This window comes from Nakamurella flava (assembly GCF_005298075.1).
In the GTDB taxonomy this organism is placed as follows: domain Bacteria; phylum Actinomycetota; class Actinomycetes; order Mycobacteriales; family Nakamurellaceae; genus Nakamurella; species Nakamurella flava.
In genome coordinates this window covers 1,546,403-1,572,066 of record NZ_SZZH01000001.1, presented here as the reverse complement: position 1 = coordinate 1,572,066, position 25,664 = coordinate 1,546,403, and the positions used below count along the sequence as shown (strand labels likewise).

Annotated in this window: 29 protein-coding genes, 1 tRNA gene and 1 pseudogene; 10 read left to right on the top strand and 21 right to left on the bottom strand. The window is 68.0% G+C overall.

What is annotated here, in order from left to right; genetic code table 11:
- Nucleotides 1-73: 73 nt before the first annotated feature.
- Entirely contained in the window at nt 74-1,162 is a 1,089-nt protein-coding gene (locus FDO65_RS07120; protein WP_137448663.1) for a YlbL family protein, read from the top strand.
- Nucleotides 1,163-1,169: 7 nt separating this feature from the next.
- On the opposite strand, the gene FDO65_RS07115 is transcribed toward FDO65_RS07120, so the two are convergent.
- A complete protein-coding gene (locus tag FDO65_RS07115; protein WP_205849829.1) occupies nt 1,170-1,733 on the bottom strand; it encodes a PPA1309 family protein in 564 nt (187 codons plus the stop codon).
- A gap of 176 nt (nt 1,734-1,909) precedes the next feature.
- Here FDO65_RS07115 and FDO65_RS07110 point away from each other — a divergent pair, with 176 nt between their 5' ends.
- The 3 genes from FDO65_RS07110 to FDO65_RS07100 all read left to right on the top strand — a co-directional run bounded on the left by FDO65_RS07110 (nt 1,910) and on the right by FDO65_RS07100 (nt 6,902).
- Nucleotides 1,910-4,849 (top strand): UPF0182 family membrane protein, encoded by a 2,940-nt coding sequence (locus FDO65_RS07110; RefSeq protein WP_137448662.1) that lies wholly within the window; start codon nt 1,910-1,912, stop codon nt 4,847-4,849.
- Between the two features lie 127 nt (nt 4,850-4,976).
- A tRNA-Met gene (locus FDO65_RS07105) sits at nt 4,977-5,050 on the top strand.
- A 199-nt stretch (nt 5,051-5,249) separates the two neighbouring features.
- Nucleotides 5,250-6,902 carry an LLM class flavin-dependent oxidoreductase gene (locus FDO65_RS07100; protein WP_137448661.1) on the top strand — a complete coding sequence of 551 codons (1,653 nt, stop codon included), beginning with the start codon at nt 5,250-5,252 and terminating at the stop codon, nt 6,900-6,902.
- Between the two features lie 16 nt (nt 6,903-6,918).
- On the opposite strand, the gene prfB is transcribed toward FDO65_RS07100, so the two are convergent.
- Nucleotides 6,919-8,034 carry a peptide chain release factor 2 gene (gene prfB, locus FDO65_RS07095; RefSeq protein WP_137448660.1) on the bottom strand — a complete coding sequence of 372 codons (1,116 nt, stop codon included), beginning with the start codon at nt 8,032-8,034 and terminating at the stop codon, nt 6,919-6,921.
- Between the two features lie 146 nt (nt 8,035-8,180).
- On the opposite strand from prfB, the gene FDO65_RS07090 reads away from it, so the two are divergent.
- Entirely contained in the window at nt 8,181-9,185 is a 1,005-nt protein-coding gene (locus FDO65_RS07090) for a diacylglycerol/lipid kinase family protein (protein WP_137448659.1), read from the top strand.
- 28 nt (nt 9,186-9,213) lie between these two features.
- Here the strand turns inward: FDO65_RS07090 and FDO65_RS07085 are convergent, their stop codons facing one another.
- From FDO65_RS07085 to FDO65_RS07065, 5 genes and pseudogenes are all read right to left on the bottom strand, one after another.
- Entirely contained in the window at nt 9,214-9,456 is a 243-nt protein-coding gene (locus tag FDO65_RS07085; protein ID WP_137448658.1) for a hypothetical protein, read from the bottom strand.
- A 39-nt stretch (nt 9,457-9,495) separates the two neighbouring features.
- A complete protein-coding gene (locus FDO65_RS07080) occupies nt 9,496-9,990 on the bottom strand; it encodes a pilus assembly protein TadG-related protein (RefSeq protein ID WP_166442070.1) in 495 nt (164 codons plus the stop codon).
- 1 nt (nt 9,991) lies between these two features.
- Nucleotides 9,992-10,486 (bottom strand): hypothetical protein, encoded by a 495-nt coding sequence (locus FDO65_RS07075; RefSeq protein WP_137448656.1) that lies wholly within the window; start codon nt 10,484-10,486, stop codon nt 9,992-9,994.
- Nucleotides 10,483-10,833 (bottom strand): annotated as a pseudogene (locus FDO65_RS07070) (TadE/TadG family type IV pilus assembly protein); the annotation flags it as partial. The pseudogene FDO65_RS07070 and the gene FDO65_RS07075, both read right to left, overlap by 4 nt.
- Before the next feature lie 38 nt (nt 10,834-10,871).
- Nucleotides 10,872-11,093, bottom strand: a complete 222-nt coding sequence (locus FDO65_RS07065) for a hypothetical protein (protein WP_137448654.1) — start codon at nt 11,091-11,093, stop codon at nt 10,872-10,874.
- 279 nt (nt 11,094-11,372) lie between these two features.
- Here FDO65_RS07065 and FDO65_RS22455 point away from each other — a divergent pair, with 279 nt between their 5' ends.
- The 5 genes from FDO65_RS22455 to FDO65_RS07045 all read left to right on the top strand — a co-directional run bounded on the left by FDO65_RS22455 (nt 11,373) and on the right by FDO65_RS07045 (nt 13,328).
- Nucleotides 11,373-12,101 carry a helix-turn-helix domain-containing protein gene (locus FDO65_RS22455; RefSeq protein WP_205849828.1) on the top strand — a complete coding sequence of 243 codons (729 nt, stop codon included), beginning with the start codon at nt 11,373-11,375 and terminating at the stop codon, nt 12,099-12,101.
- Nucleotides 12,102-12,217: 116 nt separating this feature from the next.
- Nucleotides 12,218-12,436: a type II toxin-antitoxin system HicB family antitoxin gene (locus FDO65_RS07055; RefSeq protein ID WP_137448653.1), complete on the top strand. Its 219-nt coding sequence runs from the start codon at nt 12,218-12,220 to the stop codon at nt 12,434-12,436.
- A gap of 160 nt (nt 12,437-12,596) precedes the next feature.
- Entirely contained in the window at nt 12,597-12,812 is a 216-nt protein-coding gene (locus FDO65_RS07050; protein ID WP_137448652.1) for a hypothetical protein, read from the top strand.
- Between the two features lie 130 nt (nt 12,813-12,942).
- On the top strand, nt 12,943-13,116 hold the full coding sequence (locus FDO65_RS22080) for a hypothetical protein (protein WP_166442069.1): 174 nt from the start codon (nt 12,943-12,945) through the stop codon (nt 13,114-13,116).
- Nucleotides 13,113-13,328: a hypothetical protein gene (locus FDO65_RS07045; RefSeq protein WP_137448651.1), complete on the top strand. Its 216-nt coding sequence runs from the start codon at nt 13,113-13,115 to the stop codon at nt 13,326-13,328. Before FDO65_RS22080 ends, FDO65_RS07045 begins: the two co-directional genes overlap by 4 nt.
- Here the strand turns inward: FDO65_RS07045 and FDO65_RS07040 are convergent.
- From FDO65_RS07040 to FDO65_RS06985, 14 genes are all read right to left on the bottom strand, one after another.
- The gene (locus FDO65_RS07040; RefSeq protein WP_240757467.1) at nt 13,325-14,620 is read right to left on the bottom strand and encodes a hypothetical protein; all 1,296 of its coding nucleotides are present in this window, start codon (nt 14,618-14,620) and stop codon (nt 13,325-13,327) included. The genes FDO65_RS07045 and FDO65_RS07040 overlap by 4 nt on opposite strands.
- Nucleotides 14,621-14,754: 134 nt before the next feature.
- The gene (locus FDO65_RS22450) at nt 14,755-14,958 is read right to left on the bottom strand and encodes a hypothetical protein (RefSeq protein ID WP_137448650.1); all 204 of its coding nucleotides are present in this window, start codon (nt 14,956-14,958) and stop codon (nt 14,755-14,757) included.
- Nucleotides 14,955-15,323, bottom strand: coding sequence for an HNH endonuclease (locus tag FDO65_RS23290; protein WP_166442068.1), 369 nt, complete (start codon nt 15,321-15,323; stop codon nt 14,955-14,957). The genes FDO65_RS22450 and FDO65_RS23290 overlap by 4 nt, the downstream gene beginning before the upstream one ends.
- A complete protein-coding gene (locus FDO65_RS22075; protein ID WP_166442067.1) occupies nt 15,323-15,649 on the bottom strand; it encodes a hypothetical protein in 327 nt (108 codons plus the stop codon). The genes FDO65_RS23290 and FDO65_RS22075 overlap by 1 nt, the downstream gene beginning before the upstream one ends.
- Nucleotides 15,649-19,338: a VldE C-terminal domain-containing protein gene (locus tag FDO65_RS07025; protein ID WP_137448648.1), complete on the bottom strand. Its 3,690-nt coding sequence runs from the start codon at nt 19,336-19,338 to the stop codon at nt 15,649-15,651. The genes FDO65_RS22075 and FDO65_RS07025 overlap by 1 nt, the downstream gene beginning before the upstream one ends.
- 71 nt (nt 19,339-19,409) lie before the next feature.
- A complete protein-coding gene (locus tag FDO65_RS07020) occupies nt 19,410-19,970 on the bottom strand; it encodes a hypothetical protein (RefSeq protein ID WP_137448647.1) in 561 nt (186 codons plus the stop codon).
- Nucleotides 19,967-20,269, bottom strand: a complete 303-nt coding sequence (locus FDO65_RS07015; RefSeq protein ID WP_137448646.1) for a hypothetical protein — start codon at nt 20,267-20,269, stop codon at nt 19,967-19,969. Before FDO65_RS07015 ends, FDO65_RS07020 begins: the two co-directional genes overlap by 4 nt.
- On the bottom strand, nt 20,266-20,418 hold the full coding sequence (locus FDO65_RS22070; protein WP_166442066.1) for a hypothetical protein: 153 nt from the start codon (nt 20,416-20,418) through the stop codon (nt 20,266-20,268). The genes FDO65_RS07015 and FDO65_RS22070 overlap by 4 nt, the downstream gene beginning before the upstream one ends.
- 543 nt (nt 20,419-20,961) lie before the next feature.
- Nucleotides 20,962-21,246 carry a hypothetical protein gene (locus FDO65_RS07010; RefSeq protein WP_137448645.1) on the bottom strand — a complete coding sequence of 95 codons (285 nt, stop codon included), beginning with the start codon at nt 21,244-21,246 and terminating at the stop codon, nt 20,962-20,964.
- 159 nt (nt 21,247-21,405) lie between these two features.
- A complete protein-coding gene (locus tag FDO65_RS07005) occupies nt 21,406-21,609 on the bottom strand; it encodes a hypothetical protein (RefSeq protein ID WP_137448644.1) in 204 nt (67 codons plus the stop codon).
- A 303-nt stretch (nt 21,610-21,912) separates the two neighbouring features.
- Entirely contained in the window at nt 21,913-22,884 is a 972-nt protein-coding gene (locus FDO65_RS07000; RefSeq protein WP_137448643.1) for an AAA family ATPase, read from the bottom strand.
- On the bottom strand, nt 22,881-23,486 hold the full coding sequence (locus FDO65_RS06995) for a hypothetical protein (protein WP_137448642.1): 606 nt from the start codon (nt 23,484-23,486) through the stop codon (nt 22,881-22,883). The genes FDO65_RS07000 and FDO65_RS06995 overlap by 4 nt, the downstream gene beginning before the upstream one ends.
- The gene (locus tag FDO65_RS06990) at nt 23,473-23,685 is read right to left on the bottom strand and encodes a hypothetical protein (RefSeq protein ID WP_137448641.1); all 213 of its coding nucleotides are present in this window, start codon (nt 23,683-23,685) and stop codon (nt 23,473-23,475) included. The genes FDO65_RS06995 and FDO65_RS06990 overlap by 14 nt, the downstream gene beginning before the upstream one ends.
- 570 nt (nt 23,686-24,255) lie before the next feature.
- Nucleotides 24,256-25,650 carry a recombinase family protein gene (locus FDO65_RS06985; RefSeq protein ID WP_137448640.1) on the bottom strand — a complete coding sequence of 465 codons (1,395 nt, stop codon included), beginning with the start codon at nt 25,648-25,650 and terminating at the stop codon, nt 24,256-24,258.
- Nucleotides 25,651-25,664 lie beyond the last annotated feature (14 nt).

The following is a 25,664-nucleotide window of genomic DNA, read 5'->3' as shown; positions in this document are numbered from 1 at the left end:
CGTGAGCGGACGCGGACTGCGGAACGTCGCGACTCGCCTCGATTCCCCACCGACGCGGTTACTGTTCGCAACCATGTCCTGGTACTCCCGGCTCACCCTGCGCGGCCGCACCGTGGTCGTCGGCTCCGTGCTGACGGCCGTCCTGGTGGTGATCGGGGTGGCGGTGCCGGTCCCGTACGTGGCCGTCGGACCCGGGGTCACCTTCGACACGCTCGGATCCGTCGACGGGACGCCGGTGGTGTCGTTCAGCGGTGACGGCGTTCCCACATCGGTCGACGATCCGGTGCCCGCCGGCGGTCAGCTGAACATGACGACCATCTCGGTGACCGACGGCGTGCGGCTGTTCCAGGCGCTCGGACTGTGGGCGACGGGGGAGTACGCGTTGGCCCCCCGGGAGGACTACTACCCGCCCGACAAGAGCGTGGACCAGGTTCGCGCGGAGGACGCCCAGGCCTTCCGTGACTCCCAGTCCTCCGCCGAGATCGCCGCGCTGAACCATCTCGGGTACCCGCAGGTCGTCTACGTCGGCACCATCCCGGCCGGTTCGCCGAGCGCCGGCGTGCTCGAGCCACAGGATCAGATCACCGGGATCGACGACACCGCGGTCACCGACCTCGCCAGCCTGTCCACCGCTCTGCAGGGCACGAGCCCGGGACAGGTCGTCGGGGTCAAGGTGCTCCGCGGCGGCGCCGAGCAGACCGTGAAGGTGACGCTCGGCGATCCGCCCGCCGGTTCGACCGGGCAGGACGCCACCCAGCCCGCCGAGCGGGGGTATCTGGGGGTCTCCGCCGTCCAACGGCCGACGGCGCCCTTCACCATCACCATCTCGCTGGAGCAGATCGGCGGCCCGTCGGCCGGGCTGATGTTCACCCTCGGCATCATCGACAAGCTCGGTGGCCAGGACCTCACCGGCGGCAAATTCATCGCCGGGACCGGCACGATGTCGATCGACGGCACGGTCGGCCCGATCGGCGGGGTGCTCCTCAAGCTGATCACCGCGCGGGACGCCGGCGCCACGGTGTTCCTGGTGCCCGAACGGAACTGCGCCGAGGCCCGCACCCAGGTGCCGGAGGGTCTGCAGCTGGTGAAGGTGGCGACCCTCGATGACGCTCTGTCGGCCCTGGAGACCATCCGGGCGGGCGGTACCCCGCCCGGCTGCTGACCAGGGGTCAGCTGTCGGCGTCCTCCAGGAACGTCATCCGCAGGGCCGCGATGAGGTTGGGGGCGAGGTCGGCACCTCGCAGGGGCTGATCGTCACGGTCGCGCAGTCGCAGCAGGCAGGCGGCGCCGTTTTCGCGGAGCACCCCGGCGACCAGCCGCGCCTCCGTGCGGTCGGGATGGGCGGCCGCCTCGCCCGCGGCCACCGCCGGATCGGCGGACAGACTGTCCTCCGCCGTCGGTGGCAGGACGACGATCTCCTGGCTCAGCACGCAACCGGCCACTTCGTGCGGCCAGGAGATCGCGGCGAGTGCGTCCGACAACTCGTCGGCGGGCAGCGGGTCCTGCGCGATGGGGGTGAAGCGGGCCGTCGCGTCGAGGCTGTCGGCCAGCCCGGGTTCGGCGGCCAGCAGCGTGGCCGTCTCCACCAGTGCGAACATCTGCGGCGCGGCGTCCCATCCGGCGGTGCCGACGAACTCCTCGATCTCGGCGACCGCGATCGCCAGATCGGGGTCCTCCCACCAGTCGGGAGTCGCCGGCGGGGCTGCGGTCGGGTCGGGCTGCGGGTCCGTCACGGCGTGATCGTGCCATGCGACGCCGCCGACGCCGGCGCAGCCGGCAGGGCACGGTTGCACAACAGTCCGCTGTGCGTTTCCCCGGGGAACCCTGCGGCCCTGCTTACAGTTGGAGGTGCGGGGTCCGGCGTCCGTCACACCGGGGCCCCGATCGTTGACGAACGTGAGGAGTCCCAGTGGCCGTACGGCCCCCAGCCGGCTTACCGACCATCTCCAAGCGAGCCAGACGCGTCCTCATCGCGCTGGTCGCCTTGGCGGTAGCCGCCATCCTGTGGTTCCAGTTCGTCGGCATCTACGTCGACTGGCTCTGGTACGGCGAGGTCGGCTACCGGGAGGTGTTCACCACCCAGGCGGTCAGCCGCGTCGTGCTGTTCCTCATCGCCGGTGTCGGTGCCGCCGGCCTGCTCTTCCTCGCGCTGTTCCTCTCCTACCGGTCCCGTCCGGTCTTTGTCCCGACGAACGAGGTCGACCCGCTCGCCCCCTACCGCTCGGTGGTCACCGCGCGGCCGCGGCTGTTCGCCTTCGGCCTCTCGGGCATCGTCGGCCTGGTCTGCGGTCTGTCGGCCCAGAGCGAGTGGGCGACGATCCAGCTCTTTCTCAACGGCGGCGACTTCGGCACGGTCGACCCGCAGTTCGGTAACGACGTCGGCTTCTACGTCTTCCGCCTGCCGTTGATCCAGCTGATCCTGAGCTGGCTGTTCGTCATCACGGTCATCTGCTTCATCGCCGTCGCGGTGGTGCAGTACCTGTTCGGCGGCATCCGGCTCGGCGGCCCCGGTCGCCGGATCACGTCGGCGGCGACCCTGCAGCTGTCCCTGCTGGTGGCGGTCTTCGTGCTGCTCAAGGCGGTGCAGTACTGGTTCGACCGGTACGAGCTGCTCTTCTCCAACCGCAACCCCAGCTTCACCGGGGCCTCGTACACCGACGTCAACGCGGTGCTCCCAGCCAAGATCATCCTGATGGTGATCGCGGCCATCTGCGCCGTGGGTTTCGTCGCCGGCGCGATCACCCGGTCGGTCAAGCTGCCGGCCATCGCCCTCGGTCTGCTGGTGCTGTCCAGCGTGCTGATCGGCGGGGTGTGGCCGCTGGTGCTGCAGCAGGTGGTCGTCAACCCCAACGGCATCAACCGGGAACCTGACTTCATCGCCCGCAACATCGAAGCGACGCGGAACGCGTACGACATCCGCGACGACGAGATCAACTACGTCCAGTATCCGGGCGTGCTGGCCGGGAACCCCCGCGACATCGTGGGCGACCAGACGACGCTGCCCAACGCACGATTGCTGGATCCGAACGTGCTGTCCCCGACGTTCACCCAGCAGCAGCAGTTGCGGAACTTCTACGGCTTCCCGGACCAGTTGGCGATGGACCGGTACCCCGTCACCGACAGCAGCGGCAATCAGCAGACCCAGGACTTCGTGGTCGCGCTGCGGGAGCTGGACGCGCAGAACCTCAACGACGGCCAGCGGGACTGGATCAACCAGCACTTCGTCTACACGCACGGCGACGGCTTCATCGCCGCCCCGGCCAACCAGGCGCCCAACGGCTACCCCAACTACGTCGTCTCCGACCTGGCCTCCATCAACGCCGAGGGCCAGTCCACGTCATCGATCCCGGTGACGCAGCCGCGGACGTACTACGGCCAGCTGGTCCCGCCCTACGCGATCGTGGGTGCGGACGGGGGCCAGCCGCGCGAGTACGACACCGACAGCTCGTCGTACACCTACACCGGCTCCGGTGGCGTCTCGGTCGGGAACCTGTTCCAACGGCTGGTGTTCGCCACCCAGTACGGCGAACAGAACTTCCTCTTCTCCGGCGAGATCAACGCCAACTCCAAGATCCTGTACAACCGGGACCCGATCGACCGAGTGAAGAAGGCGGCGCCGTTCCTCACCCCCGACACCAAGGCCTACCCGGCAGTGGTCGACGGCCGCATCGTCTGGATCGTCGACGCGTACACCACGGCGACCAACTACCCGTACGCCCAGACCGTGACCCTGTCCGACGCGACCAACAACTCGCTCTCGGCGCGGGGCGCCGCGGGCCAAGCGGCCACCCAGGTCTCCTACATCCGCAACTCGGTGAAGGCCACGGTCGACGCCTACGACGGCACGGTCTCCCTCTACGGCATCGACCAGCAGGACCCGGTACTCAAGGCCTGGGAGGGCGTCTTCCCCGGGCTCATCAAGGCCAAGTCCGATGTCAGCGCTGACCTGCAGGCCCATTTCCGCTACCCGCAGGACCTCTTCGAGGTGCAGCGGTCGCTGCTGGTCAAGTACAACGTCGACAACCCGGTCGAGTTCTTCCAGAACTCCGGATTCTGGCGGGTGCCGGATGACCCCACCGTGTCCGACACCGTGAAGGCCCCACAGCCGCCGTATTACCTACAGGTCCAGCTGCCGGGCGCGCAGAACGCCAGTTTCCAGCTGACGAGCGTGCTCACCGGTTTCCAGCGGGAGTTCATGAGTGCCTACGTCTCGGCGTCCTCCGACCCGGCCGACTACGGCAAGATCACCGTCCTGCGACTACCGACGAATACCCAAACGCCCGGCCCCGCTCAGGTGCAGCAGCTCTTCAGGACGACCCAGGAAGTCAGCTCGCTGGTGACGCTGTCTCAGCAGCAGGGCGGATCGCGGGTCATCTTCGGTAACCTGCTCACCCTGCCGGTCAACGACGGCCTGCTCTATGTCGAGCCGTTCTACATCCAAGGCCAGGCGTCCTCCACGTCGTCCTATCCGCAGCTGAACAAGGTGCTGGTCTGGTACGCCGGCCGAGTCGGAGTGGGTAACACCCTCGTACAGGCGTTGAACCAGGCCACCCCGGTCGAGACGCCGGACGGGGACGGAACCACACCCATCCCCAGCAACGGGACCACGCTCACTCAGAATTCGTCCTCGGCGAGCCCGACCAGCCAGGCTGCTCTCCCAGCCAACCTGCAGGACGCCCTGCAGGCGATGGACCAGGCGGAGAGCGCGCTGCAGGCGGCCAGCACTTCCGGTGATCTCGTCCGCGTCGGCCAGGCGACCCAGGACCTGCAGAACGCGGTCAACAATTATCTGTCGCTGGCGTCGGCAGCCACCCAGACCCCGGCGGCATCGACGGCGCCGTCCGGCTGACCCGGCAGGGCCGCAACGATCGTGGCGCCCGTTCCGTCCTCCCCGGGGGACGTGGCGGGCGCCACAGTCGTTGCGAGGGTATGGATTTGGTGTTCACGTCATCCGCTTGTTACAGTAGTTCTACCAACGCGGGGTGGAGCAGCTCGGTAGCTCGCTGGGCTCATAACCCAGAGGTCGCAGGTTCGAATCCTGCCCCCGCTACTCCAGTTAGAAGGCCCGACCGGTTCGCCGGTCGGGCCTTCTGCGTTGCGCCGACGGTCTTCGTTGCCGCCGGGACCCGCGGCCACTCCAGGGCTCCGACGGTGTCCACAACCCTGGACGCCGTCGAGCGGGGACTGCCGGCCTGCCCTACCGTGAGCTGACCCGGGCGGGGCCGGGTGATGTCGAAAGGGAGCTCACGATGCCAGACCTCGGTCACGAGGTGTCTTTCGGCGTGTTCCTTCCCAACCCCGCTTCGCGGCCGGGAGCCGTGGTGCGCCTGGCCCAGGAGGCCGAGTCCGCCGGCCTGGACCTCGTGGGCGTGCAGGACCATCCGTACAACCCCGACCTGCTCGACACCTGGACGTTGCTGTCCCACCTGTCCGCCGCCACCGAGACGATCCGACTTTTCCCTGACGTCGCCTGCGTGCCGCTGCGACCGCCCGCCGTGCTCGCCCGCGCCGCCGCCAGTCTCGACCTCCTCAGCGGCGGACGGGTCGAACTGGGCCTGGGCGCGGGCTACTTCCGCGACGCCATCGCCGGGATGGGAGCGGCCGAACTGTCGTCCGGAGACGCGGTGACCGCTCTGGAAGAGGCGGTCGACATCGTCCGCGCCATCTGGGACGGCGAGAGCCCCGTCACCCGGGACGGCCGGTTCCACTCGCTGCGCGGCGCCGCCCCCGGGCCGCGGCCGGCGCACCCGATCCAGATCTGGCTGGGTTCCTACCGGCCGCGGATGCTGGACCTGACGGCCCGCCTCGCCGACGGCTGGGTGCCCTCCCAGGCCTACGCCGGATTCGACGAGATCGGTGCGCTCAGCGGCCACCTCGACCGGTGCATCATCGACGCGGGCCGGTCGCCCGCCGATGTCCGACGGATCTACAACGTCAACGGCCGGTTCACCATGACCGGGAGCGGTTTCCTCGACGGAACCCCCGAGCAGTGGGCCGAACAGTTGACCGAACTGGTGCTGGGACAGGGTTTCTCCACCTTCGTCCTCGGCCCGACGGGCGACATCCTCTCGGTGTTGAACACTTTCGCGAAGGAGGTCGCACCGGATGTGCGGGAACGGGTCGCGAACGCCCGGGCCGCCGTCCCGGTGACCCCACCGGTGGCGTCCGCCACCGCTGAGGACGAACCCGTCCCGGACCCGACAGGAGTTCCGTTCGAGCGCATCTCGGTGGCGGCCATGCTGGCGACCGACGGCGGGTCGGAGCGCAGCGGGTCCTGGGGCGACGCCGGCGGGCTGGCCGTGGCCGACCGACCGCGGGTCGTCCGGCGGACCGGGACGGCAGCGGCCTCGGCGCCGGCGGCCGGATCACCCGGAGGGCCGGCCGGTCCCGGGATGCGCGACAACTACCGCGATCTCGTCGCCATCCACGACCACCTCCGGTCGGAGCTGGTGCAGATCCAGGCCGCCGTCGCCCAGGTCGCGCAGGGCGACCTGGACCCGGCGACCGCGCGGTCGCTCATCGCGGCCATGACGCTCCGCCAGAACCACTGGACGCTGGGCTCGTTCTGCGCGTCCTACTGCCGCATCGTGACGATCCACCATGCCGTGGAGGACGCGCACATGTTCCCGGCGCTGGCGCGTTCGGATGCGTCCCTCGGGGCCGTCCTGGAACGCCTGGAGGCCGAGCACGTCGTGATCGCCGACGTCCTGGATCGGTTCGATCGGGCGCTCGTCGCTCTGGTGCAGGAGCCGGGCCACCGCGATGGGGAGGGGACCGGCGGAGCGGGCACCGCGCCGATCACCCGGCTCTGCGACGAGCTCTCGGATCTGCTGCTGTCCCACCTGGCCTACGAGGAGGACGAACTGGCTGATGGGCTGCGGCGGATGACCGAGCCCATCTGAGCGGCGGCGCCGGCGATCAGGCGCCGGCCGCGGCCGCTTCGGTCTCGGTAGAGCGGCGCCAGCGGATGCCGGCCTCGATGAACCCGTCGATCTCGCCGTCGAACACGGCGCCCGGGTTGCCGACCTCGAAGTTCGTCCGCAGGTCCTTCACCATCTGGTACGGGTGCAGCACGTAGGAGCGCATCTGGTTGCCCCAGGAGTTCCCGGCGTCCTTGAGTGCGTCCATGGCCGCCTTCTCCTCCTCGCGGCGGCGGACCAGCAGCTTGGCCTGCAGGACGGCCATCGCCGAGGCGCGGTTCTGGATCTGCGAGCGTTCGTTCTGGCAGGACACCACGATCCCGGTGGGCAGGTGGGTGATGCGCACGGCGGAGTCGGTGGTGTTGACGCCCTGCCCGCCGGGACCGGAGGAGCGGTAGACGTCGACGCGCAGTTCTTTCTCGTCGATCTCGACGTGGTCGCTGGTCTCCACGACCGGAACCACCTCGACCCCGGCGAACGAGGTCTGGCGCCGGCCCTGGTTGTCGAACGGCGAGATACGGACCAGGCGGTGCGTGCCCTGCTCGACCGACAGGGTGCCGTAGGCGTAGGGAGCCTTGACCTGGAAGGTGGCCGACTTGATGCCGGCCTCTTCGGCGTAGGAGGTGTCATAGACCTCGGCGGAATAGCCGTGCCGCTCGGACCAGCGCAGGTACATCCGCATCAGCATCTCGGCGAAGTCCGCCGCGTCGACCCCGCCGGCCTCGGACCGGATGGTGACCAGCGCCTCACGGGCGTCGTACTCGCCGGACAGCAGGGTCCGGACCTCCATCTGCTCGATCTCGCCGCCCACATCGAGGAGTTCCTGCTGGGCCTCGGGGAGGGTGTCCGGGTCTTCGTCGGCCAGCTCGAACAGCACCTCGAGATCGTCGACGCGGCTGCGGAGATCCTGGACGCGCTTGAGTTCGGCCTGGGCGTGGGAGAGCCGGCTGGTGACCTGCTGCGCCTTCTCCTGGTCGTTCCACAGGTCGGGCGCGCTGGCCTGCTCGGAGAGTTCGGCGATGGTCGCCTTCAGCTTGTCGACGTCGACCACGGCCTCGATGCTGGTCAGTGTTGCGTCGAGGTTGCGCAGGGCGGCCTGGTCGTCGAGATTCACGAGTCACCAGGGTACGCGGGTCCGGGAGGGCATCCGGCCATGCCGCCCCGGGCCCCGGCCGGGCGGCGCGGGGCTGAGACCACCGGACAGGAGACCCGCACGGTGTCTGCGACGAATTCGGCAGCTTCCGCCGGGGCGGGGAACGGGTGAGCGGGGAGCACGTCACCCTGGTGGTCAACCCGGCCGCGGGACGCGGTCGGGCACGGCGGGTGGCCGCCGCGGGCCGGGCGGCGCTCGCCGCCGCCGGCGTACCGGTGCGGGTCCTGCGCACCGGAGTGCGCCGGGGCGGGGGCGAGGCAGCGGGGACACCCCTCCCCGTCCAGCTGACGGACCCCGGCCGGGCGGTGGTGGTCTGCGGCGGGGACGGCACGGTGGCCGGGGTTCTGCCTGCCGTGCTCGACCGCTCCGATCCGGGGCCCCCGGTTCCGCTTGGCCTGCTGCCGGCCGGAACCGGGAACGATTTCGCCGGAGCCCTCGGGGTCCCCACCGATCCGACGGCGGTGGTGGCCGCGCTGCTCGACGACCTGCGGGCCGGGACGGGCCGACCGGTGGATCTCGGCTGGGTCGGTACCTCCCCGGCGTCAGCCGGTGCCGTCGATCGGCCGGGGACCGGGCCGGGCCGGCCGTTCGCCACGGTGGTCGCCTGCGGGTTCGACAGCCGGGTCACCGCCCGGCGGAACGCCTCTCGCTGGCCGCTGGGCCCGCTGGCCTACCCGGCGGCCGTACTGGCCGAGCTGGCCGCCCTCTCGCCCACCACCTACCGGCTGACGGTGGACGGCATTACGACGGAGCAGTCGGCCCTGCTCGTCGCGGTCGGCAACACGGCCACGTACGGCGGCGGGATGCGTATCTGCCCGGACGCCCGGGCCGACGACGGACTGCTCGACGTGACCGTGGTGCGGGCGGTGTCCCGATCGACCCTGCTGCGCGTCTTCCCGCGGGTCTATTCGGGCGGTCACCGCGATCACCCCGCCGTCGATCTGCTGCGGGGCCGTGCGGTCACGGTGCAGGCGCTGTCCGCCGCGCCCGCCGGGGACCGCCACTGCGCGCTCGAGCTACCGGTCTACGCGGACGGCGAACCGGTGATGCCACCGCCGGTGACCTGCACGGTGCGGCCCGCGGCGGTGACGGTGCTCGGCAGTGGGAGGTGAGCCCGGTCCCGGAGCGCCCGCCGTCCTCTCAGTGCCCGTCGACGACGGAGGAGGGGAGCGTGGCCTGATCCGTCGGGTCGGCATAGGGGGCCAGGGCGGCGACGCCGCCGACGAGCAGACCGGTGGCCAGGACCAGCGCGGCGAGCGTCGTACCCCGGTGCCGCGGTCGGGGGACCGGCCGCAGGGTGGCCGTACCGCGGGGACGATCGTTCGTCGCGGGTTGGCGGCTGGACCGGTGCGGGCGTCGGGTGCCCGGCGGTAGCTGGATCATCGGGCCGGGTGACGGTTCATGGGTCTCCTGTCCAAGGGGTCAGAGTGCGGTGTCGGCCGGCGTGGACACCGAAGGGGGATCCGCCGCGGCGCGCTGGAACGGTTCACTGTCGGCGGTGACGCTCTGGTCGACCGTGGGCCGGCCGAAAACGGCGCCCAGGGCGACCTCGGCCCGGTTCCGGCAGGTCGCCGACACCGACCGAGCGCCGATCTGCACGGCTGCGCGGACGTCCGGCCCGCGGACGGCGAGATAGCTGTCCGCGGCGGCCACGGCATCGCTGGAGGACGCGCCGGCGGCCGAGGTGCGGCGCGGGTCGAGCGCGCCCACGGCCGCCGCGACCGCACCGTCGCACAGGCTCTGTAGTCGCTGATGGGCCAGGAACGCCGACCCGCCGGCGATGACGCCCACGCACAGCAGCATCAAGGCGCCGGTCAGGCCGAGGATCAGCGGGGCGATCGATCCGTCGTCGGAGCGACCCGGCCCGGGATGCCGGCCGGGCGGCGGGTGTCGCCGGGGCCGCAGGTGTCGGGACATCTCACCCCTCCCGGAAATCGCCGACATGCAGGGTGAAGGATCCGGCGACGGTGTTGGACGATCCGGTCACGACCGTCGGCACACCGGGGATCCCGACGACCGACACCACGCACACGTCGTAGACGTCGCCGGGTTGCAGACTCGGGGTCACCTGCGCACCGAGGCAGTCGCCGCCGGGGCGGACGAAGCGGATGTCGACCGAACCGCCGTCGACGTTCTGGTCCTCCAGGGCGATCCGGGCGAGCGCGCGCGCCCGGTCGACACCGACCGCGACCGACGGCGCCGTGTCGATCAGCCGTCCGGCGTCGCGGGCCGCCTGATTGACCGCGAACGTCGCCGACTGCAGCTTGAGCACGGCGATGAGGACATAGATCACGGGGATGAGCATCAGCACCCCCAGGAAGATCACCTCGACCAGGGCTCGGCCCTCGTCGGCGGCCCGGTCTGCCGCCCCGACATCGCTCTGCGGCTCAGAAGAGTTGTCGGAGATGGTCACTCGAGGGACTCCCTCGCCGAGTGCCCGGTCACCTCGATGGTCGGCATGATGCCGTCCAACAGGCCGACGATGCCGGGTGCCTCCATCGTGCAGCTCACCGCGACCAACAGCCCGTCGCTGCCCGACGTGCACGACAGGGTGGCCCGGGTGCTGCCCGCCGGTCCGTCGCCCATGATTTCGGCGACAGTGGCTGCGGCCGACCCCGGATCGGTCCGGTAGGTGGCGGCGATCCGGGCCGCGTCCGCCGCGGCCGACGTCAGGACCGACCGGGTGTACGCCCACAGGGCCACCGACATCAACGCCAGGAACAGCGTCATGAGCAGCACCATGACCATGGCGAACTCGGCGACCGCCGAGCCCCGATCGGGCTGATCGGCGGCGTCGGCTACTGGATCTTGTTGAAGATGTTGGCCAGTGCGTTCTCCACCTGACCCCGGAAGACGGCGAGGATGGCCACCACGAGGATCGCCGACATCACGGTGATCATGACCCAGCCCGGCACGTCGCCCCGGTCGTGCTCCGGGTCCTCGCTGGTTTCGACGTGGGCCGCGACGACGGCGACAAGCGTCAGCAGCCACGCGCCGGCGTGGTCGAAACGGTTCTTCATCAGTACCTCCGTGGTGACAGGGGACAGCGGCCGACCGGTGGACACCGGTCGGCGGGACGGGACGGCAGAGGGGGGCCGCGCTCATTGGGCGACCGTCTGGATCGCGATCAGCCCGGGGTAGAGGGCGAAGAGCACGGTGACCGGGAGGACGAGGAAGACGACGGGGGTCAACATGCAGTCATAGTCTCGCCTCGAAAGATGAAGGAGCCGGCCCCGAGTTGCCCCTCAGGACCGGCTGACGCACCCACCACCTACTAGCCAGGAAGTGAGCGCCACCCCATGATCATCGAACAGGCTGTAACCATCAATCACCGAACTGAGTGGTCCCCTGACACCGAAGAGGACCGCTTCCACGCCGAGGTCACCCAGTACGCCGCCACCCACGGGCTGGATCCGGACAGCAACCTCGCCTTCCTCAGCGTGATGCGAGCCTGGGAACAAGCCGCCGGCGATGAAGACTCAGGCCGCGAGCCCTGCCCCGACTGGTGCGATCACAACGGCCAGCATCGTTGGACCCACGAGCTGCATACCCCAAGCCCCTTCGCCTGCGGCCGGTCCTCACGACTCCACAGCAGGGCGACCACCGACGGCGTCCAGGTTCTAGCGGTCGAGACCGACCGCACCTTTGACCCGGAGCAGCAGTTCAGCGAAACCGCTCACGTGCAGATCGACGACTGGAAGATCGACAACCCGGGCGAGGCGGTGACGTTCCTGCGAGCGGTCGCTGAGGCTTGCTCGATCGCGTTCCCCGGCCTGCGGATGTCGGCATCGGTGGACGTCAACGTCCCTGCCGACCCTGCACGGGAGTCGGCGCCTCACACAAAGACGGATCTGCTGACGATGGCCGATGCCGCCGGTATCACCGGTTTCCACGTCCAGAGCTTGTACCGCTGGTCCCGTCTGGGGACACTTCCGACGGTGCGCATCGGCCGGTCCGTCCGAGTTCGTCGTGCCGACCTGGACAGGTGGCTGACCAAGCAGCAAAGGGGGAGAGGGCGTCGTCGTTGACCCAAGCGGACGGTGAATACCCTCCGCCTGGCGGAGGGAACCCGTGGCAGTCACGCACCCCGACGTTGTGCCCGGCCTCACCCGACAGTCGCAAGCAGCGCAGAGGAGGCGCCTCCGTGGCAGCTGACGGTCCGTCGAGCGACCACCACAAGTACGACGTCCACATCGAGCGGGAGGGTCGGTTCTGGCTCGTCCGAGTCCCTGAGACTGGCAGCCTCACCCAAGCCAGGAACCTCGACGAGGTTGAGCAGATGGCCCGGGAGGTCATCACCCTCGACCTCGACCTGCGATCCGTGGACGACGTCGAGGTCGTTGTCCACGGGCCGACGGAGTAGACCGCATTGGAGTACCCTCCAGTTACTCGGTAGCCGGTTGGGGTTCGCCCTCAGCCGTCGCGGCATGGCATGGGCTTGGTCGCGGGGAAGCTGGCGCAGCTACCGAGGGCACAGCTTCCCCGTGTTTCCCAACCCTTCTATGCCCCCGTGGAGGCATGCCATGACCACCCCACTGAGTCAGGACGACAAGCCGCGAGAGCAGCGAGCGCGCCGCGCTGCGGCTCGCCAGGGACTCCGACTCACGCGGTCTCGGACCCGGAACGAACGCGCCTACGATTTCGGCCAGTACTTCCTCAGTGATTCGCACAACTGGTTGCAATCCTCGGAGTACGGGATGAACCTCGACGAGGTCGAAGAGTACCTAGCCGCCGAGTGACGTCGAGGATTCTCATGCACGGTCTCGCCCTTCGTGACGTGAAGGGCGAGACCGTGATTACTGAGCGCTACGAGGTGTCATGCGGTTGGGGACTGGTGTGACGAACAGTGCGGATCGCACGATATCGGGCATGCCCACTGACGACGAACTCTTGACCGCAGCTCGCGATGCCAGGATGGCCATCTTGAAACTCATCGTGGAGCAGGCCCGCCTGGGCGTGACCGCCACAGGTTTGAGGGAAATCGCCGAGGCCTACACCTTAGTCACCAGCAAGCTCGTCGGCCAGCGGGGCCAGAGTTCGTGAACATCGAGATCATCGAATCAACCGACGACCCGTTTCGTCCCAAGAAGCCTGACGGTTACACCGAGGGCGGTATGAACGGCGGTCGGTGGGACTGCGACCTGTGCGGTGCCCGCGTCGACCGCACCGACCTGCACGACAGGTTCCACGAAGGGCTCTACGAGCCGCCGTACCCCGACGACTACGACAACGACGAGGACCGCCACGGTCGCTAGAGCATCCACCCTGCTCGGCGGTTCCCCGACGATCGCGGCTCCCCGGGCAGCTTCCGGCGGGGCCGCTTCACCTCGGTCGAGTCCACGCCCCACACCGCCAGCGACGCCGCGATCAACGCCGACGACCCAGCGGCCTTCCGTTCCCACCCGAAGCCCTGCCCTGCGGCCATCGGACGGGTCACCGCAGCCAGCACACCCTGGGTCAACTCAACCTGCCCACGGTGACGGATCTTGCCGTCACTGACTGCATCCCATAGGGCACCCGCAGCCGCGCCCACTTCCCGGACACCAACGAACGTTGGACGCACGTGCGCTTCGGTCCAGTCCAAGTCCCCGCAATGGTTCCGCGAGTCGACGACCACGGCCCGCACCGACGGGTTCAGCTGGGCGTGGACCCACTCAGGTAGCCACGTGATCCCGTCGCGGGTCTCGTACCACTCCACGTGCAGCACGCCGTCAGCGCGGCGGCCAGCGATGCACACCGTGGCCTTGTCTCGTGACGGCGGGGCGTCGACGCCGATCGCGATGTCACGCACCGGCGTTGAATCTGGATCCAGCAACTCCTCCCACGCGGCCGGGTTGAACACCGTGCCCGCGCCGCCACGCGGCACGAACATCGACAACCGCTCCGCCCGGAACGCATCCGCCGGCAACACCGCCCGGTCATCCACGATCGCCTGCAACGGCACACGCCCCGCCGCAACCGCAGGGTTCACACGCACCCACAGATTCCGGTCGTCGATGTCCGCGCCCCACTCAGCCGACCACTCCCACCACGCCAACCGAGGGTTCAGTCCGTCGTAGGCGGACCGCCGCATCGTCAGGAACGCCTCAGCGTCATGACCCGGGCCCGGGGCCGTACCAACGAACAGGGCCTGCGACTTGGGTCTGGCGAACGTCGTCGGCTTCAAGGCGCTGACCTCCGCCTCGGGCATGTCCTCCGCCTCGTCGACCACCAGCCGGTCGATCGACAACCCGCGACCTGCGGACGCCGAGCGGGTGGTGAACGAGATCCGCGCGCCGTCGTTGAACTCCAGGTACTCCATGCCCACCTGATGCGACCGCCGCCGCACCGACCGCGTCAGATCGTCGTGCGCGTCGATCACCGCGACCAACCGGCGGAACGCGTCACTCGACGTCTTCACCGCGTGCGCCGTGTGCAGCACCGACTCACCCAGCAGCAGCAACCCGGCCAGCTCGAGCGCCAACAGGATCTGACCCTTACCGTTCTGCCGGCCCACGACCAGACCAGCCTGCGAACACGACCAGTTACCGCCCGACTCCCGCAGCACCCCACGGACGATCGCGGCCTGCCACTCGTCCAACGGCACCCCGTACGAGCGGGCCAGGTCCACAGCGTCACGCCCGGTGGACTCGTCACCGTCCGGGACCGTCTGGAACGTCGGTTCCGTCGTCAAGGTGAGGGTCACGATGCACCACGCTTCGCCCGACGAGCAGCGATCTCATCCCGAGGCGACCCCTTCGCCGCCGGCGCCAGATCAGCGATCGCAGCCAGCGTCATCCGGTACTCCCGACTGACCGTGGAAAGGTCCCGAGGTGTGGTCTGCGCGTCGTTCAGCACGGCCTCCAGACGGTCCCTCAGAGCCGTCAGACGCTCCAGATCGCTCACAACCGCCGCCCTGGGGTATTCGGGGCCCCAGGGATATCCCTATGCCACGAGAGGTCTGGGAGGGGCCCCCCCTTGGGGGCCCCTCCCAGGGGTCCGAGTGAGCCGGAGTTGCGTCCGACGGTGCCGCTTGGTCCGTTGGATCGTGCTCTGTTGCATCGGTTGTGGGCGGGGGCGAGTCCTTCGTAGTCGTCGGTGCCGCCGCGGCTGGTGGGTGTGGTGTGTTCGACGGTGAAGCTCCATGGGTCGGGGTAGGCGATCGACAGGTCGATGGGTTGGCCGCAGAGGCAGCAGGGTTCGCCGGCTCGTACTCGTTGGGCGATGCGTCGTCGTGCTCGGTTTCGGATGGCTTTGGTTTTGAATGGCATCAGGCGTCTCCGATGGTGCAGATGATGATGGGTTGTCCTGATGGGAGGGCGAGCAGGACGCGGCGGCCGGTGAGGAGTCCGCTGATGCCGGAGCCTCGGGGTGTGGTGGCGATGAGGTTGTCGATCTCGGTGCGGAACGCGGAGCCCCATGCGTTGCGTGGGATGGGCAGGGCGCTGACGGCGTTGGCGAGTTGCACGTCGACGCTCATGTTGGGTGCGAGGAACGTGCCGCTCTTGATGACGCCGGTCAGGTTTGCCTGTTGTCCGCGTTGTGCGTTGCGGGTGGCCCGTACGACTGCGCGTGCGAACTCTTCTGCCCCGCCCATCAGTGCTGCATCTCGGCGACGGGGACCGTGTTGGCGGCGGTGACGAATCCGTCGTCGATCATCTTGGCGACGGCGACCTGTAGCGGGTCGGAGTTGTCGAGCTTGATGACGAGCGTGGGGGTGGCCGCACCGTCGGTGCCGATGGTCTTTGCGTGCTTGATGTACGCCGCCGACTCTTCCGGTCGCAGAACAGCTTCCGGCTTGTTCAACAGGTTGATGCCCTGCTGTCCTGGCATGAGCCAGCCCCCGGTGTCGTACGGGTTGGGGTTACCGCCGACGGCCTTGTTCCATACACCCGGCCCGCCGTAGTTCCGCTTCACGTACGAGACAGCGGCGAGCATGTTCGCCCACGGGTCATACGGTCCCCGCGGGATGAGGTTCTCGTACGGGGTGCCCCGCAGCGCGGACTCGAACGTCGGCTGAATGGTTTGGAGGAGACCTTTCGACCCGCCGTACAGAGGGAAGTTGCGGTCCCAGTCGTTCAGCGCGTTCGGGTTACCCGACGACTCAGTCGTCATCTGCCACAGCATCGGGCTGACCCACTCCGGGCCGTAACCGAAAGCACGTAGCGCGGCCTCGGCCATCGGCCGCCACCGCTCCACATTCGGGATAAACGCGCCACCCTGAACAGGAGCAGGACCCGAATCTCCAGCGGCAGGGCCGCCCATGCCGAGCCCGAACTTCGACGCCACCGAGCCAGCGATCTTAGAGATGAGCGAACCCATCTCTTTGTTGTTGTCACCAACAGCCTGACCGGAGAATTGCCCGGCACCGGACAGGAAGCTGACATGCACATGGTTGCGGTGCGCCAGGTTGTCGTCGTTGCCGCCCGGGTGGGAGTACGGACCCCACGAGCCGCCCTGGTTGATGCGGTCCCGCCAGATCACGTACTTCGTGCCGAACGCGTTGGGGTTACCGACGAACCAATCCGCGACCGACGTGCCCAGACTGATGCCCTGCTGCGACGCGTAGTTCGGGATCATGGCGTCCATGGCTTTGCCCTTGGGGTGGTCCGACCCGCCGACCGACCCGCTGGCGCGCCACCCGAAGACGTCGGTCAGGCCCCACTTCGATTTCGTGAACGCGATCGCGGCGGCCGTGTTCGCGGCGTTCCCGGAGTAGTTCTCCGGACCCCACTGACCGTTACCGGAGAAGCCGCCCGCACCGGCAGTCGCCTGAGCGACGACCTGCTTGCCAAGGTTGAAGATCCCGTCGAGGAAACCGCCGCGCCCTCCGCCGAAGGACAGGCTCGACGCGGCATCTTCTTTGTCCTTGCCGGCCTTGATGCCCTCGGCGATCCGCTTGGAGATGGACTCACCGAACGATGACGCGGACGACTTGAGACCGGCAACGCCACCGCCGGCGAACATTTCGCGTCCGAGGAACTTGTCGGGTGCCACGAACCGGCCGGCGCGGGCGGCTCGATTCATCTTGTAGACGTTCTGCACGCCGACCATGCGGGTCCACTCCGGGACCATCACGGCCTCACCCGGGGACAGGACGGCGTGGATGTTGTCGATGCCAGGCGCGTAACCGGGTAGCACCCCGCCACCGGCGGCCATGCTGAGGCGACCCGGCGTGAGCCGCCGCACGACGCCACCGCCAGCACCCTGCGGTTCCGCGAACGGCATTCCACCGCCCGCCAGACCGGACACCCCGTTGGTGCGGGCGGCCTGTTGCGCGGGGGTCTCGTTCTCGTCTCGCTGGAAGACTGAGGTCAGTGCGTCCCAGACAAAGTGGGCGGCGTTCTTGATGCCGTCACCGATCCACTCGATGACTTTGCCGCCGACCGCGAGGATGTCGTCCTTGAGATCGAGGATCTTTTGCCACGCCTTGCTGGGCAGCTCGGAGAAGAACGTGAGGACAGCGTCGAGGCCGTTCTCGAGGCCGGTCTTGATCCAGCCGATGAACTCGGAACCCTTGCCGGTGACCCAGGCGACGGCGCCGCCGCCGGCCTCGAGGAGCTTGTCCCACAGCACCCCAGGCAGGGCCGTGAACCAGTTCTTGACCTCTTCGGCTTTGGCGGTGATGCCGTTCCAGATCCAGCCCAGGAATTCGCTGCCCTTCTCGGCGAGGAAACCGGCGAAGGAGGTGAGCTTGTCGAGCACCCACGGCCCGATGGCCTCGACGACGCCCTGGATGACGCCCCACACGGTGTTCAGGACGTTGAGGATCTGGTCCCAGATGCCGGAGAAGATGCCTTTGATGCCGTCCCAGACGCGGGACCAGTCACCGGACAGGACACCGCCGATGACGTCGATGACGGAGCGGACGACGTTGACCAGGTTCTCGATGCTGCTGCGAATGAATGCGAGAATCGGTTCGAGGATCGGCCACCCGGTGGTCTGCCACCATTCGACGAACCGGCCCCAGGCGGGGATCAGGTCGTTGACGAGGTAGCTGGTCAGGTCCTGGATGACGGGGGCGAGCTGTCCGCTGATCCACGCGCCGACCTCGCTGAACGCGGGGATGAGGGTGCCGCGGATCCATTCGCCGGCCACAGCGATGGTGGGTCCGAAGGTCTGGTTGAACCAGTTCCCGAACTCGGCGAGCTTGGGAAGCACTGTGTTGCTGATGAAGTCGACGAGGTTGGTTTTGATGTTCCGCCAGAACAGTTCGAACCCCGACGACGTGGAGCCCATCGCGGCGTCCATCTTGTCGGCCGCACCCGCGGTGTCACCCAGAGCGCCGGACGTGCCCTTGAGACCCTCCAGGAATTGGGGTATGTCGGCGACGTTCATGTCTTCCATCTGCGTTCCGAAGAGCGCGATGGCGGTGTTGGCCTGCTCCGAGGGGTCCTTGATGCCGAGGATCCCGTCGATGATCTTCTGGGTGGCGCCCTGGGCGACGTCACCGCCCTGAAGGATGCTGTTGGACATGTCTTGGGCGTTGAGGCCGATGGCCTCGTAGGCGGCGACGCTGGACGCGGACATGTCGGTGGAGCGGATGGTGAATTCCTTGATGGCATCGCCCGCTTTGTCGATGCCGAACGCGCCCTTCTCGCTGCCCTTGACCAGCACGTCGAATGCCTGGTCGGAGGAGAACCCGAGGGTGCGGAAGAACTGGCTGTATTCGTCGCTGGCGTCCATGACGTCGCCGCGGAGGGAGGCGGGGACCTTCTGGGACGCCTTGGTCAGCAGGTCGAACGCCTGGTTCGCGTCGGTGACGAGGCCCGAGTTGATGAGGGTGTTGACCGAGGAGATGGACTCGGAGACATCGGTGTCGAACGCCGACGCGAAGCTCAACGCTTTACCGGTGACCTTCTGTAGGTCGGCGTCGTTCAGGCCCTTGATCGACGACTTGACGACACCGAGGGTGTCGGTGAGACCGGCGATCGACTCCCCGTACCCCGCCGAGTACAACGCCCCGGCGGTCTTGCCGAGCTTCTGTGTCTCGGCCGGGTCGAGCCCGAGGGAGCCTTCCAGCTTGGCCATGGACTTCTTGGCGTCCATGGCGCCGACGAACGCGTCGGTGAACGCGGCCCCGGCGGCCAGGGCGATACCGGCGACGCCGCCCTTGATCAGGCCACCGAAGCCGCCGAGGAAGCCCTTGCCGGAGTTGTCGCCCGCGCGGTCACCGGCGTCCTGCCCGGCCTGCTCGACCGGCTGGAAGATCCGAGAAAGATTGCCGGTCAGTGGTTTTAGGGTGGGGACGATTGAGACGTACGCGGAGGCGATTTCGACCGGCATGTGCGGGTTCCCTCAGGTCTTTTGCAGGAGGCCCCAGGAGGAGGAAGTAGGTCAGGTCGGGAGTTGTGCTGCTAGCCGCGTCTGTGGCCGAAAAGGTCGGCGGCGATGTTGCTGTAGTCCTCGTCCGGCCGCGGCGGTGGACTGATCAAGCTCCGCGGGTTCGCGGCCTCGAATTCGGGTGGGCCAGGTGGACGCGGCGCCTCTTCCACCCTGGGTGGGGCAGTGAGGAGGGTCTGTCGCTCTCCGCGTGCCCGGCGGGGATTGGTCGATTCCCAGAGGCGTTCGACGGCCGCGTCCAGCTCAGGTCGGTCCTTGACGAACTGGTGCAGAGGCCGGGTGTAGCGGAGCGCGAGAGCCCTGCCAGCGATGGCGCGGGCCATGATCTCGTCGCCCTGCTGTGTCGCGCGGCGCAACATCTTCGTCAGCTCTGCCGAGTCGTTGACGTCCGCGACCTTGTCGGTGGCCTGCCGCATGCTCATCTGGAGCATGTTGGGGTCGCCTGTCAGGCCGCCGATCCCGGTGACGTTCTGGGCATCCGATGGCGGCGTGCTCTGACTGCCACCGTTGCCCTCGGTGCCGAAGAGGGCGTGGGCCAACTCCAGCCCTTCCTCCTGGTAGGCATCGGTTGTCATGCCGGTGTCTCGAGCTTTGCGGCTTCGACCTGGGCCTTGAGGGAGGCGACCTGATTCGTCAGATCTCGAACCTTTTGCTCTAGCTCGTTGATGATGGCGCCCGACAGCTGGCTGTCGGCGTTGGCTGCGCTTCCGATATCCGTGACCCTCTGGTGGAGGCCGCCGATCCGGGCTTCCGCCAGAGCGAGTCGGTCGAGGGCTTCGTCACGCTCCACGCACACTCGGGACCAAAGGTTCTGCCACTTCTCCAGCTCCTCGGCAGTGGGAACCGCCGCAGGGCCAGCTGATCGGATGCTCATGCCTGTGTGCCCTCCTGGTAGGCGGCCACGATGACGGTCTTGTCATCCGACTGGCCGAGGATCTTCAGGCCGTCGCGCTCGGCCGTCGCCCGGTCGGTCATGCGCATTCCAACGATGGGCGCCGTTGCGCTGTGCTCGGGTTTCTCCATGTCATGCCGTCCTTCTCGATCGGTACTGCTCGACTTCGCCGCGCCTGACTCGCCAGCGGGAGTCGACTCTCTCGCCTTCGAGCCGGCCGGCGCTGATTGCCATTCGCACCCCCCGCACGGTCATGCCGAGCTGGGTGGCTACTGCCCTTGTTGTCAGCCAGTCCGAGCTTGACACCTGTTCCCTTGCAGATGCAGTCGGCGTTCCCTTTGGGGAACGTGCTGTGAGGTAACGGGTCCCGGCGAAGATCAGCGAGAGGAGGACGGCATCGGCCTCGACGTCGACACCTCGGACCTGGGTCGCGAGCTGCTCGAGCTTGAGGCGGCTGACCAAGAACGCAGCGAGCCTGTCCGGCACCAGAACTCCGGGGCCGTGAACGAAGCGCTCATATTCCACAGGCAGGGCCCGCCGGCCCCCGGGAGTTCCCGGGGTACCGGCGGACCGAGGGGCGCTGGCAGCTGCACTCAGACGACGTGCTGCCATGGATCCGGGAACCGACGCTGCGGAGGCAGTCCCGGTGACTTTGACGCCCTGCTCGGGGGTGTTCACTCGTGGTCCGTCTTGGTGGCCGCCCGTCCCTGCGCTGCGGCGATCTCCAGCTGCCGGCGGAACTGGCCACCCGCGGCGTCGTCCCGGTGAAGAAGTGGCTTAACGACCTGGAGCGTGAGCTGCCGGATGACCTCGATCGACAGGGCAGGCCACGCCTTGTCCGAGACCGTCGACTTGAGGTCCAGCAGATAGTTGTCCACGGCGGCACGGTCGTGGGACTGGAACGCGATCTCGCACGCGATGACGCGGGCCAACATCGCGCGACGTTCCTGGGGGGTCATCGGGTGGCCCGCTTGACGTCGGGGCCGGCGACCACGGCAGCGGCTCCGCACTCGGGGCAGTGGCCGATCACGGGCAACCAGGGTCGGATTTGCTGGTGGAAAACAAGGTTCGGTTCGGAGCACCACTCGGAGTGCTGCTTGAGGGGGAGGGGTCCGCGGTCACTGGGCATTGAGGATCTCCAAATCTGGGAGGGAGGTAAGCCCGGACGACCGGGCTTCGAGGAGCGCGTCGACGGACGCGTGGGCGAGCAGGCCGTGATGCAGACCGCCACACGGGCACTGGCAGCGGCGCGCTGAAGTGGTGGCGGCAATGCATGCGGCCGTGCAGGAGTCGGCAGTGAGCAGGTCGGCGACGGTGGTCACGCCACATCACCGCCGGCAGGGGGGTAGGGCAGATCGACACCCTTGATGGGGTCAGCACTGCTTAGACCCTGGGTGCGCGGTGAGCGCGTGCCCCCGTAGACCGCCCGACCGCACTCGGGGCACCGCCACCGCACCCGCGACCGATCGAAGACGTCAGTCGACGACCGGAGCGGCGGCCGAGAGCACGAATCCCGGTGCTCGAAACCGACCTCTGTACCGGGTCCCAGTCCCAGTCCCATTCTTAAGGAATGGGGACTGGTGAGACTGGTACCAGAATCAGTGGGACCGTTTGGGACTGTGGGACTAGCCATGACTGGCCTCCTTGTAGAAGGCCCGCTTGTCAGTGCCGTGATTCTGGATCACACCGGCGCTGACCAGCTCAGACAGAGCCCGGTAGAAGCTGCTCTTCGGCATGTCCGACACCTCGAACAGCTGCGTCGGGGTCGCCCCGGTCAAAGAAAAGTGGGACTGGAAGTGGGACAAAAGCTCGTCCGCGTTGGGACGTAGTCCCAAGCCCTCTTGGGACTGGACGACTACCCCTGAATCGGTCCCATCAACGGCTTGGAACGCGAGCCGGTGGACGTCTTCGACAGGTCCGTCTTTGCGTTTCGTCCGGCTGAGCTGGATGCCGTTCGCGTCGCCCTCGGTTTTGTAAACCCAGTCCACACCCGCCTCGAGAGCGGACGACCCGCGGATGGTGGTCTTGTCCTTGCCGGTGTGGTGAATGGCGGCGACGGCGCCGTCGCCCGTCGCCGCTCGAATGCGGTACAGGCTGGAGACGGCGACGCCCATGTCCCGGGACGAGTTCTCGTCCATGCCCGGCATGCACTTCGCGAGGGTGTCGAACCAGGCGAAGCGGATCCGCTCAGACGCCACGAACTCGATGACCTGGTTCACCGAGTCCTCGCTGCCCAGGTTCACCGGCTCGGGCAACGTCAGGAACTCCGCCGAAGGGATGACGGTACGACGGTGCTGCTCCCAGGCCGACAACCGTTGGTGTAGGCCGTAAGCGCCCTCAGCAGCCACGTACAGAACGCGGCAGGGTTCAACGGCCCGACCATCCCAGGCGAAGCCTGTGGCGGCACTGGAGGCCCAGGAGAGGCCGATGAACGACTTCAGCGTGCCCCAGTAGCCGGCCACAACACCGACCGTTCCAAGGTCGATCGTCCGGGCGATCAGCGGGGAGGGGGTGGGCAGATCAGCGAGCGCACTGCGGTCAAGCACGCGATGCGAGATCCCACGCTGCGGAGTGGGGAGCTGGATGGGAGCGCTCATCCCTTCACCGCCTCGACCGCGTCGGTGATCGCCGCGATCTCCCGCTTGACCAGCTCGGCCATCTCGGCTGTGTCAGCCCACGCGGCACTCGAGATCCGCTGTCCAGCAGTCGCGATCGCCCTGCGGAAGTAGTTGTTGCGGACCTCCCGAGCGGCCCAATCTGCGGCCGCGGTCACGTGGCTCGCCGCTGCCAGCTTCGACAACGCCGCGATGGGCGTATGACGGTCAGGCAGACTCATCTTGTGCTGCATGGCGTAGGTGACGACGGTGACGGGAGCGGGGGGCACGAGGTCCTCGACCAGTCGGGTGGAGACGTCAGCCACGAACTTCGCCGTGGGGTGTGTGAATGCGGCGGCCGGGATCCACTCGACGCGGTCATCGCTGCTCACGGGGACTGCGGCGAGGGCGAGTAGTCGCTTCGCGTGATCGACGGTCGGCGAGAGCAGGAGCGCTGACGCCACGGTCAGTTCGGCCGCGTCGGCAATCTGATCGGTGAGGTCTGAGGCCGTATCATTGACTTCGACCCCGCCCGCCAGCAGGTCATTTTCGAGGCCCGTCCCGCTGACCACGGGGCGGGTTTCCTCGTTCTCAGGCTGCGGCATTGCCACCGCCAGCGCGGAGGAGTGCGGCGAGCCGGTCGCGCTGTTCAGCCGTCAGCGGCGGAGCTTGATCGACGACCTTCTTGATGTGTTCGGCGAGCTTGTCAGCGCGAAGCTGTCTGCGAAGATCGGCGACAGTCTTTTCGTCGGCGCCCAATTTGATGGCGTTGCCGAGTTCGCTGCGAGTGTGGGTCCATGCCACAGGGTCCGCCTCCGGGTGCGGAGAGATACCGCGTCTTCCCGTGATCGGTGGGACGCGCTACCCGGAGTACGTGAGGCCCTTCCGGCGGACCTATTCCCTTGTAGGCGAAAGGCTACATGCGTTAGAGGGCGGACAGCAACACTCGGTCCTCCGGCGCGCCGAGGCTGCTCAGGATCTCTACCAACCGACTATCGCGAACGGTCTTGCTCATCCTCGGACCGCATCGCTTACACCGAAAGACGAAGTAGCGCTGGTTGTCTCGACCAGTCTCGGCGTAGATGCCGTCACGGACGGTCGTCCTGAACGTCCCTGCCCTCGTGCGGCGGTCCCGGTTCGACTCGTACGTGATCTCGGTTTGCGCGCGTTCGTTCTTCCGAGCCAATCGCTCCGCCTTCTGGAGAGCTTCGTCCGCTGGAAGGTTGGGTTCGGTCCAACTGAACAGGCTGATCCATTGTTGGACGGCCGCCGTCAGTTCCTCCTGACTCGCGGGACCACGAGTGGGCGGAAAGAGCACCCCGATCAGTGCAGCTGGTTCGTGGCGGTCGCAAACCACCGTGATTCGGCGGCGGGTCATGATGACCTCCACTGAATGCGGACGGATTCCGGGTCGAACGGTTTCCCCGGCCCAGCCGGCATGATCGTCACGGTGCACAGCGCGTCGATAACAGCACGTCGAACCTCCAACGGCGCAACGCTCCACCGGGACCCTGCGTCGACGCCGGCCAGCTCGGCCATCCCTGGGGTCGGCATCGCGGCGTTCATTCGCTCCTTCGCGTGGTCAATCTGCGGACGCAGCTTCGCGGAGATCCGCTGCAACTGGTCGCCGGTAATCGCCCCGTCAGCGAACTGATCGGCCGCAAGTCCGAGCCGAGCCTCCAGAGCAGCTGCTTCAGCCCTCGCCGACTCGACCACCAAAGGATCACCCGCCGCCAACACCGCCAGCGCATCAGGCAGCTGGAGCCGCGCCACGACCACCCCTTCAACAACCTCGTCGACGGCGGCCTGTTTTCGGCGGACCCGCGTGCACGACCGACACACGTAAGCGGGTGGCTGCGTCTTGCCCCTCGACTTGCGGCCCACATTCACGATGATGTCGTCGTCCCCGCACCGACCGCAGATCGCCAGACCAGACAGCAAGTGCTTTCGCTCCGCGCCGCGCGACGTTCGCCGGGTCGGGTCCGTCAGCAGGGCGAGCACCCGGTCGTGCACGTCGACGTCATAGACGGGGGGCCAGTCGCCGGGGCCCAGCACGGATCCTCGGTGCACGCGAAGGCCAGCATTCCGCGGACGCAGCAGCACCTGACGCAGCTGAGTCGATGTCCACACACCCGATCCCCGCGGGGTCGGCTCACCCCGCCGGTTGAGTTCGGCGGTGACAGCACGCAGCGATTGGCCGGCGAGCAGCATTTTTGCGGCGAGGGCGATGACCCCAGCCTGGTGGGGGTCGAGCTGGTCCGGCCCGTCGGCCGATGGGGCGTACCCGTACGGGACACGCCCGTGCCGGCGGCCCTCCGCGGCTCGGTCATCGAACTTGCGACGCAGCCGACGGGACTGCTGTTCCGTTTCGTGGCGCGCGACGGAGCCCTTGAGCCGTGCGGTCAGTCGGCCCTGCGGGGTGGAGAGGTCGATGTCTCCGCCGACGGACGCAAGCGCGAGGCCTTGGCGGTCGGCGAGGTCGATGACGTCCTCGAGTTCGCGGGGGGTGCGGGTGAGGCGGTCCACGTCCCACACCACGACGGCTTTGATTCGGCCGTTGACGACGTCACGGAGCATCCGCTGGTACTCGGGGCGGACCTTGGATCGGGTCGCGCTGACGTCGTTGTCGACGTACTCGCTGGTGACAGTCCAGCCCCGCCGTTGGGCTTCCGTCCGGCAGTCGGTGATCTGACGTTGGACGCCGAGGCCGAGGCCCTCATCGTCGGATGAGATTCGCGCGTAGATCCCGGCCGGTAGGTCAGCTGTCATGCAGAAAGATTACG

Excerpts from the sequence above, each read along its gene's own strand:
- FDO65_RS07000 (WP_137448643.1), bottom strand. The coding sequence starts at position 22,884 with ATGAGCGCTCCCATCCAGCTCCCCACTCCGCAGCGTGGGATCTCGCAT.
- FDO65_RS07080 (WP_166442070.1), bottom strand. The coding sequence starts at position 9,990 with ATGTCCCGACACCTGCGGCCCCGGCGACACCCGCCGCCCGGCCGGCAT.
- FDO65_RS06985 (WP_137448640.1), bottom strand. The coding sequence starts at position 25,650 with ATGACAGCTGACCTACCGGCCGGGATCTACGCGCGAATCTCATCCGAC.
- FDO65_RS07050 (WP_137448652.1), top strand. The coding sequence starts at position 12,597 with ATGACCACCCCACTGAGTCAGGACGACAAGCCGCGAGAGCAGCGAGCG.
- FDO65_RS06995 (WP_137448642.1), bottom strand. The coding sequence starts at position 23,486 with ATGCCGCAGCCTGAGAACGAGGAAACCCGCCCCGTGGTCAGCGGGACG.
- FDO65_RS23290 (WP_166442068.1), bottom strand. The coding sequence starts at position 15,323 with ATGCCATTCAAAACCAAAGCCATCCGAAACCGAGCACGACGACGCATC.
- FDO65_RS07085 (WP_137448658.1), bottom strand. The coding sequence starts at position 9,456 with ATGATCCAGCTACCGCCGGGCACCCGACGCCCGCACCGGTCCAGCCGC.
- FDO65_RS07015 (WP_137448646.1), bottom strand. The coding sequence starts at position 20,269 with ATGAGCATCCGATCAGCTGGCCCTGCGGCGGTTCCCACTGCCGAGGAG.
- FDO65_RS07025 (WP_137448648.1), bottom strand. The coding sequence starts at position 19,338 with ATGCCGGTCGAAATCGCCTCCGCGTACGTCTCAATCGTCCCCACCCTA.
- FDO65_RS07065 (WP_137448654.1), bottom strand. The coding sequence starts at position 11,093 with ATGAAGAACCGTTTCGACCACGCCGGCGCGTGGCTGCTGACGCTTGTC.
- FDO65_RS22080 (WP_166442069.1), top strand. The coding sequence starts at position 12,943 with ATGCCCACTGACGACGAACTCTTGACCGCAGCTCGCGATGCCAGGATG.
- FDO65_RS07120 (WP_137448663.1), top strand. The coding sequence starts at position 74 with ATGTCCTGGTACTCCCGGCTCACCCTGCGCGGCCGCACCGTGGTCGTC.
- FDO65_RS07010 (WP_137448645.1), bottom strand. The coding sequence starts at position 21,246 with ATGACCCCCCAGGAACGTCGCGCGATGTTGGCCCGCGTCATCGCGTGC.
- FDO65_RS22455 (WP_205849828.1), top strand. The coding sequence starts at position 11,373 with ATGATCATCGAACAGGCTGTAACCATCAATCACCGAACTGAGTGGTCC.
- FDO65_RS22075 (WP_166442067.1), bottom strand. The coding sequence starts at position 15,649 with ATGGGCGGGGCAGAAGAGTTCGCACGCGCAGTCGTACGGGCCACCCGC.
- FDO65_RS07020 (WP_137448647.1), bottom strand. The coding sequence starts at position 19,970 with ATGACAACCGATGCCTACCAGGAGGAAGGGCTGGAGTTGGCCCACGCC.
- FDO65_RS07100 (WP_137448661.1), top strand. The coding sequence starts at position 5,250 with ATGCCAGACCTCGGTCACGAGGTGTCTTTCGGCGTGTTCCTTCCCAAC.
- FDO65_RS22070 (WP_166442066.1), bottom strand. The coding sequence starts at position 20,418 with ATGGAGAAACCCGAGCACAGCGCAACGGCGCCCATCGTTGGAATGCGC.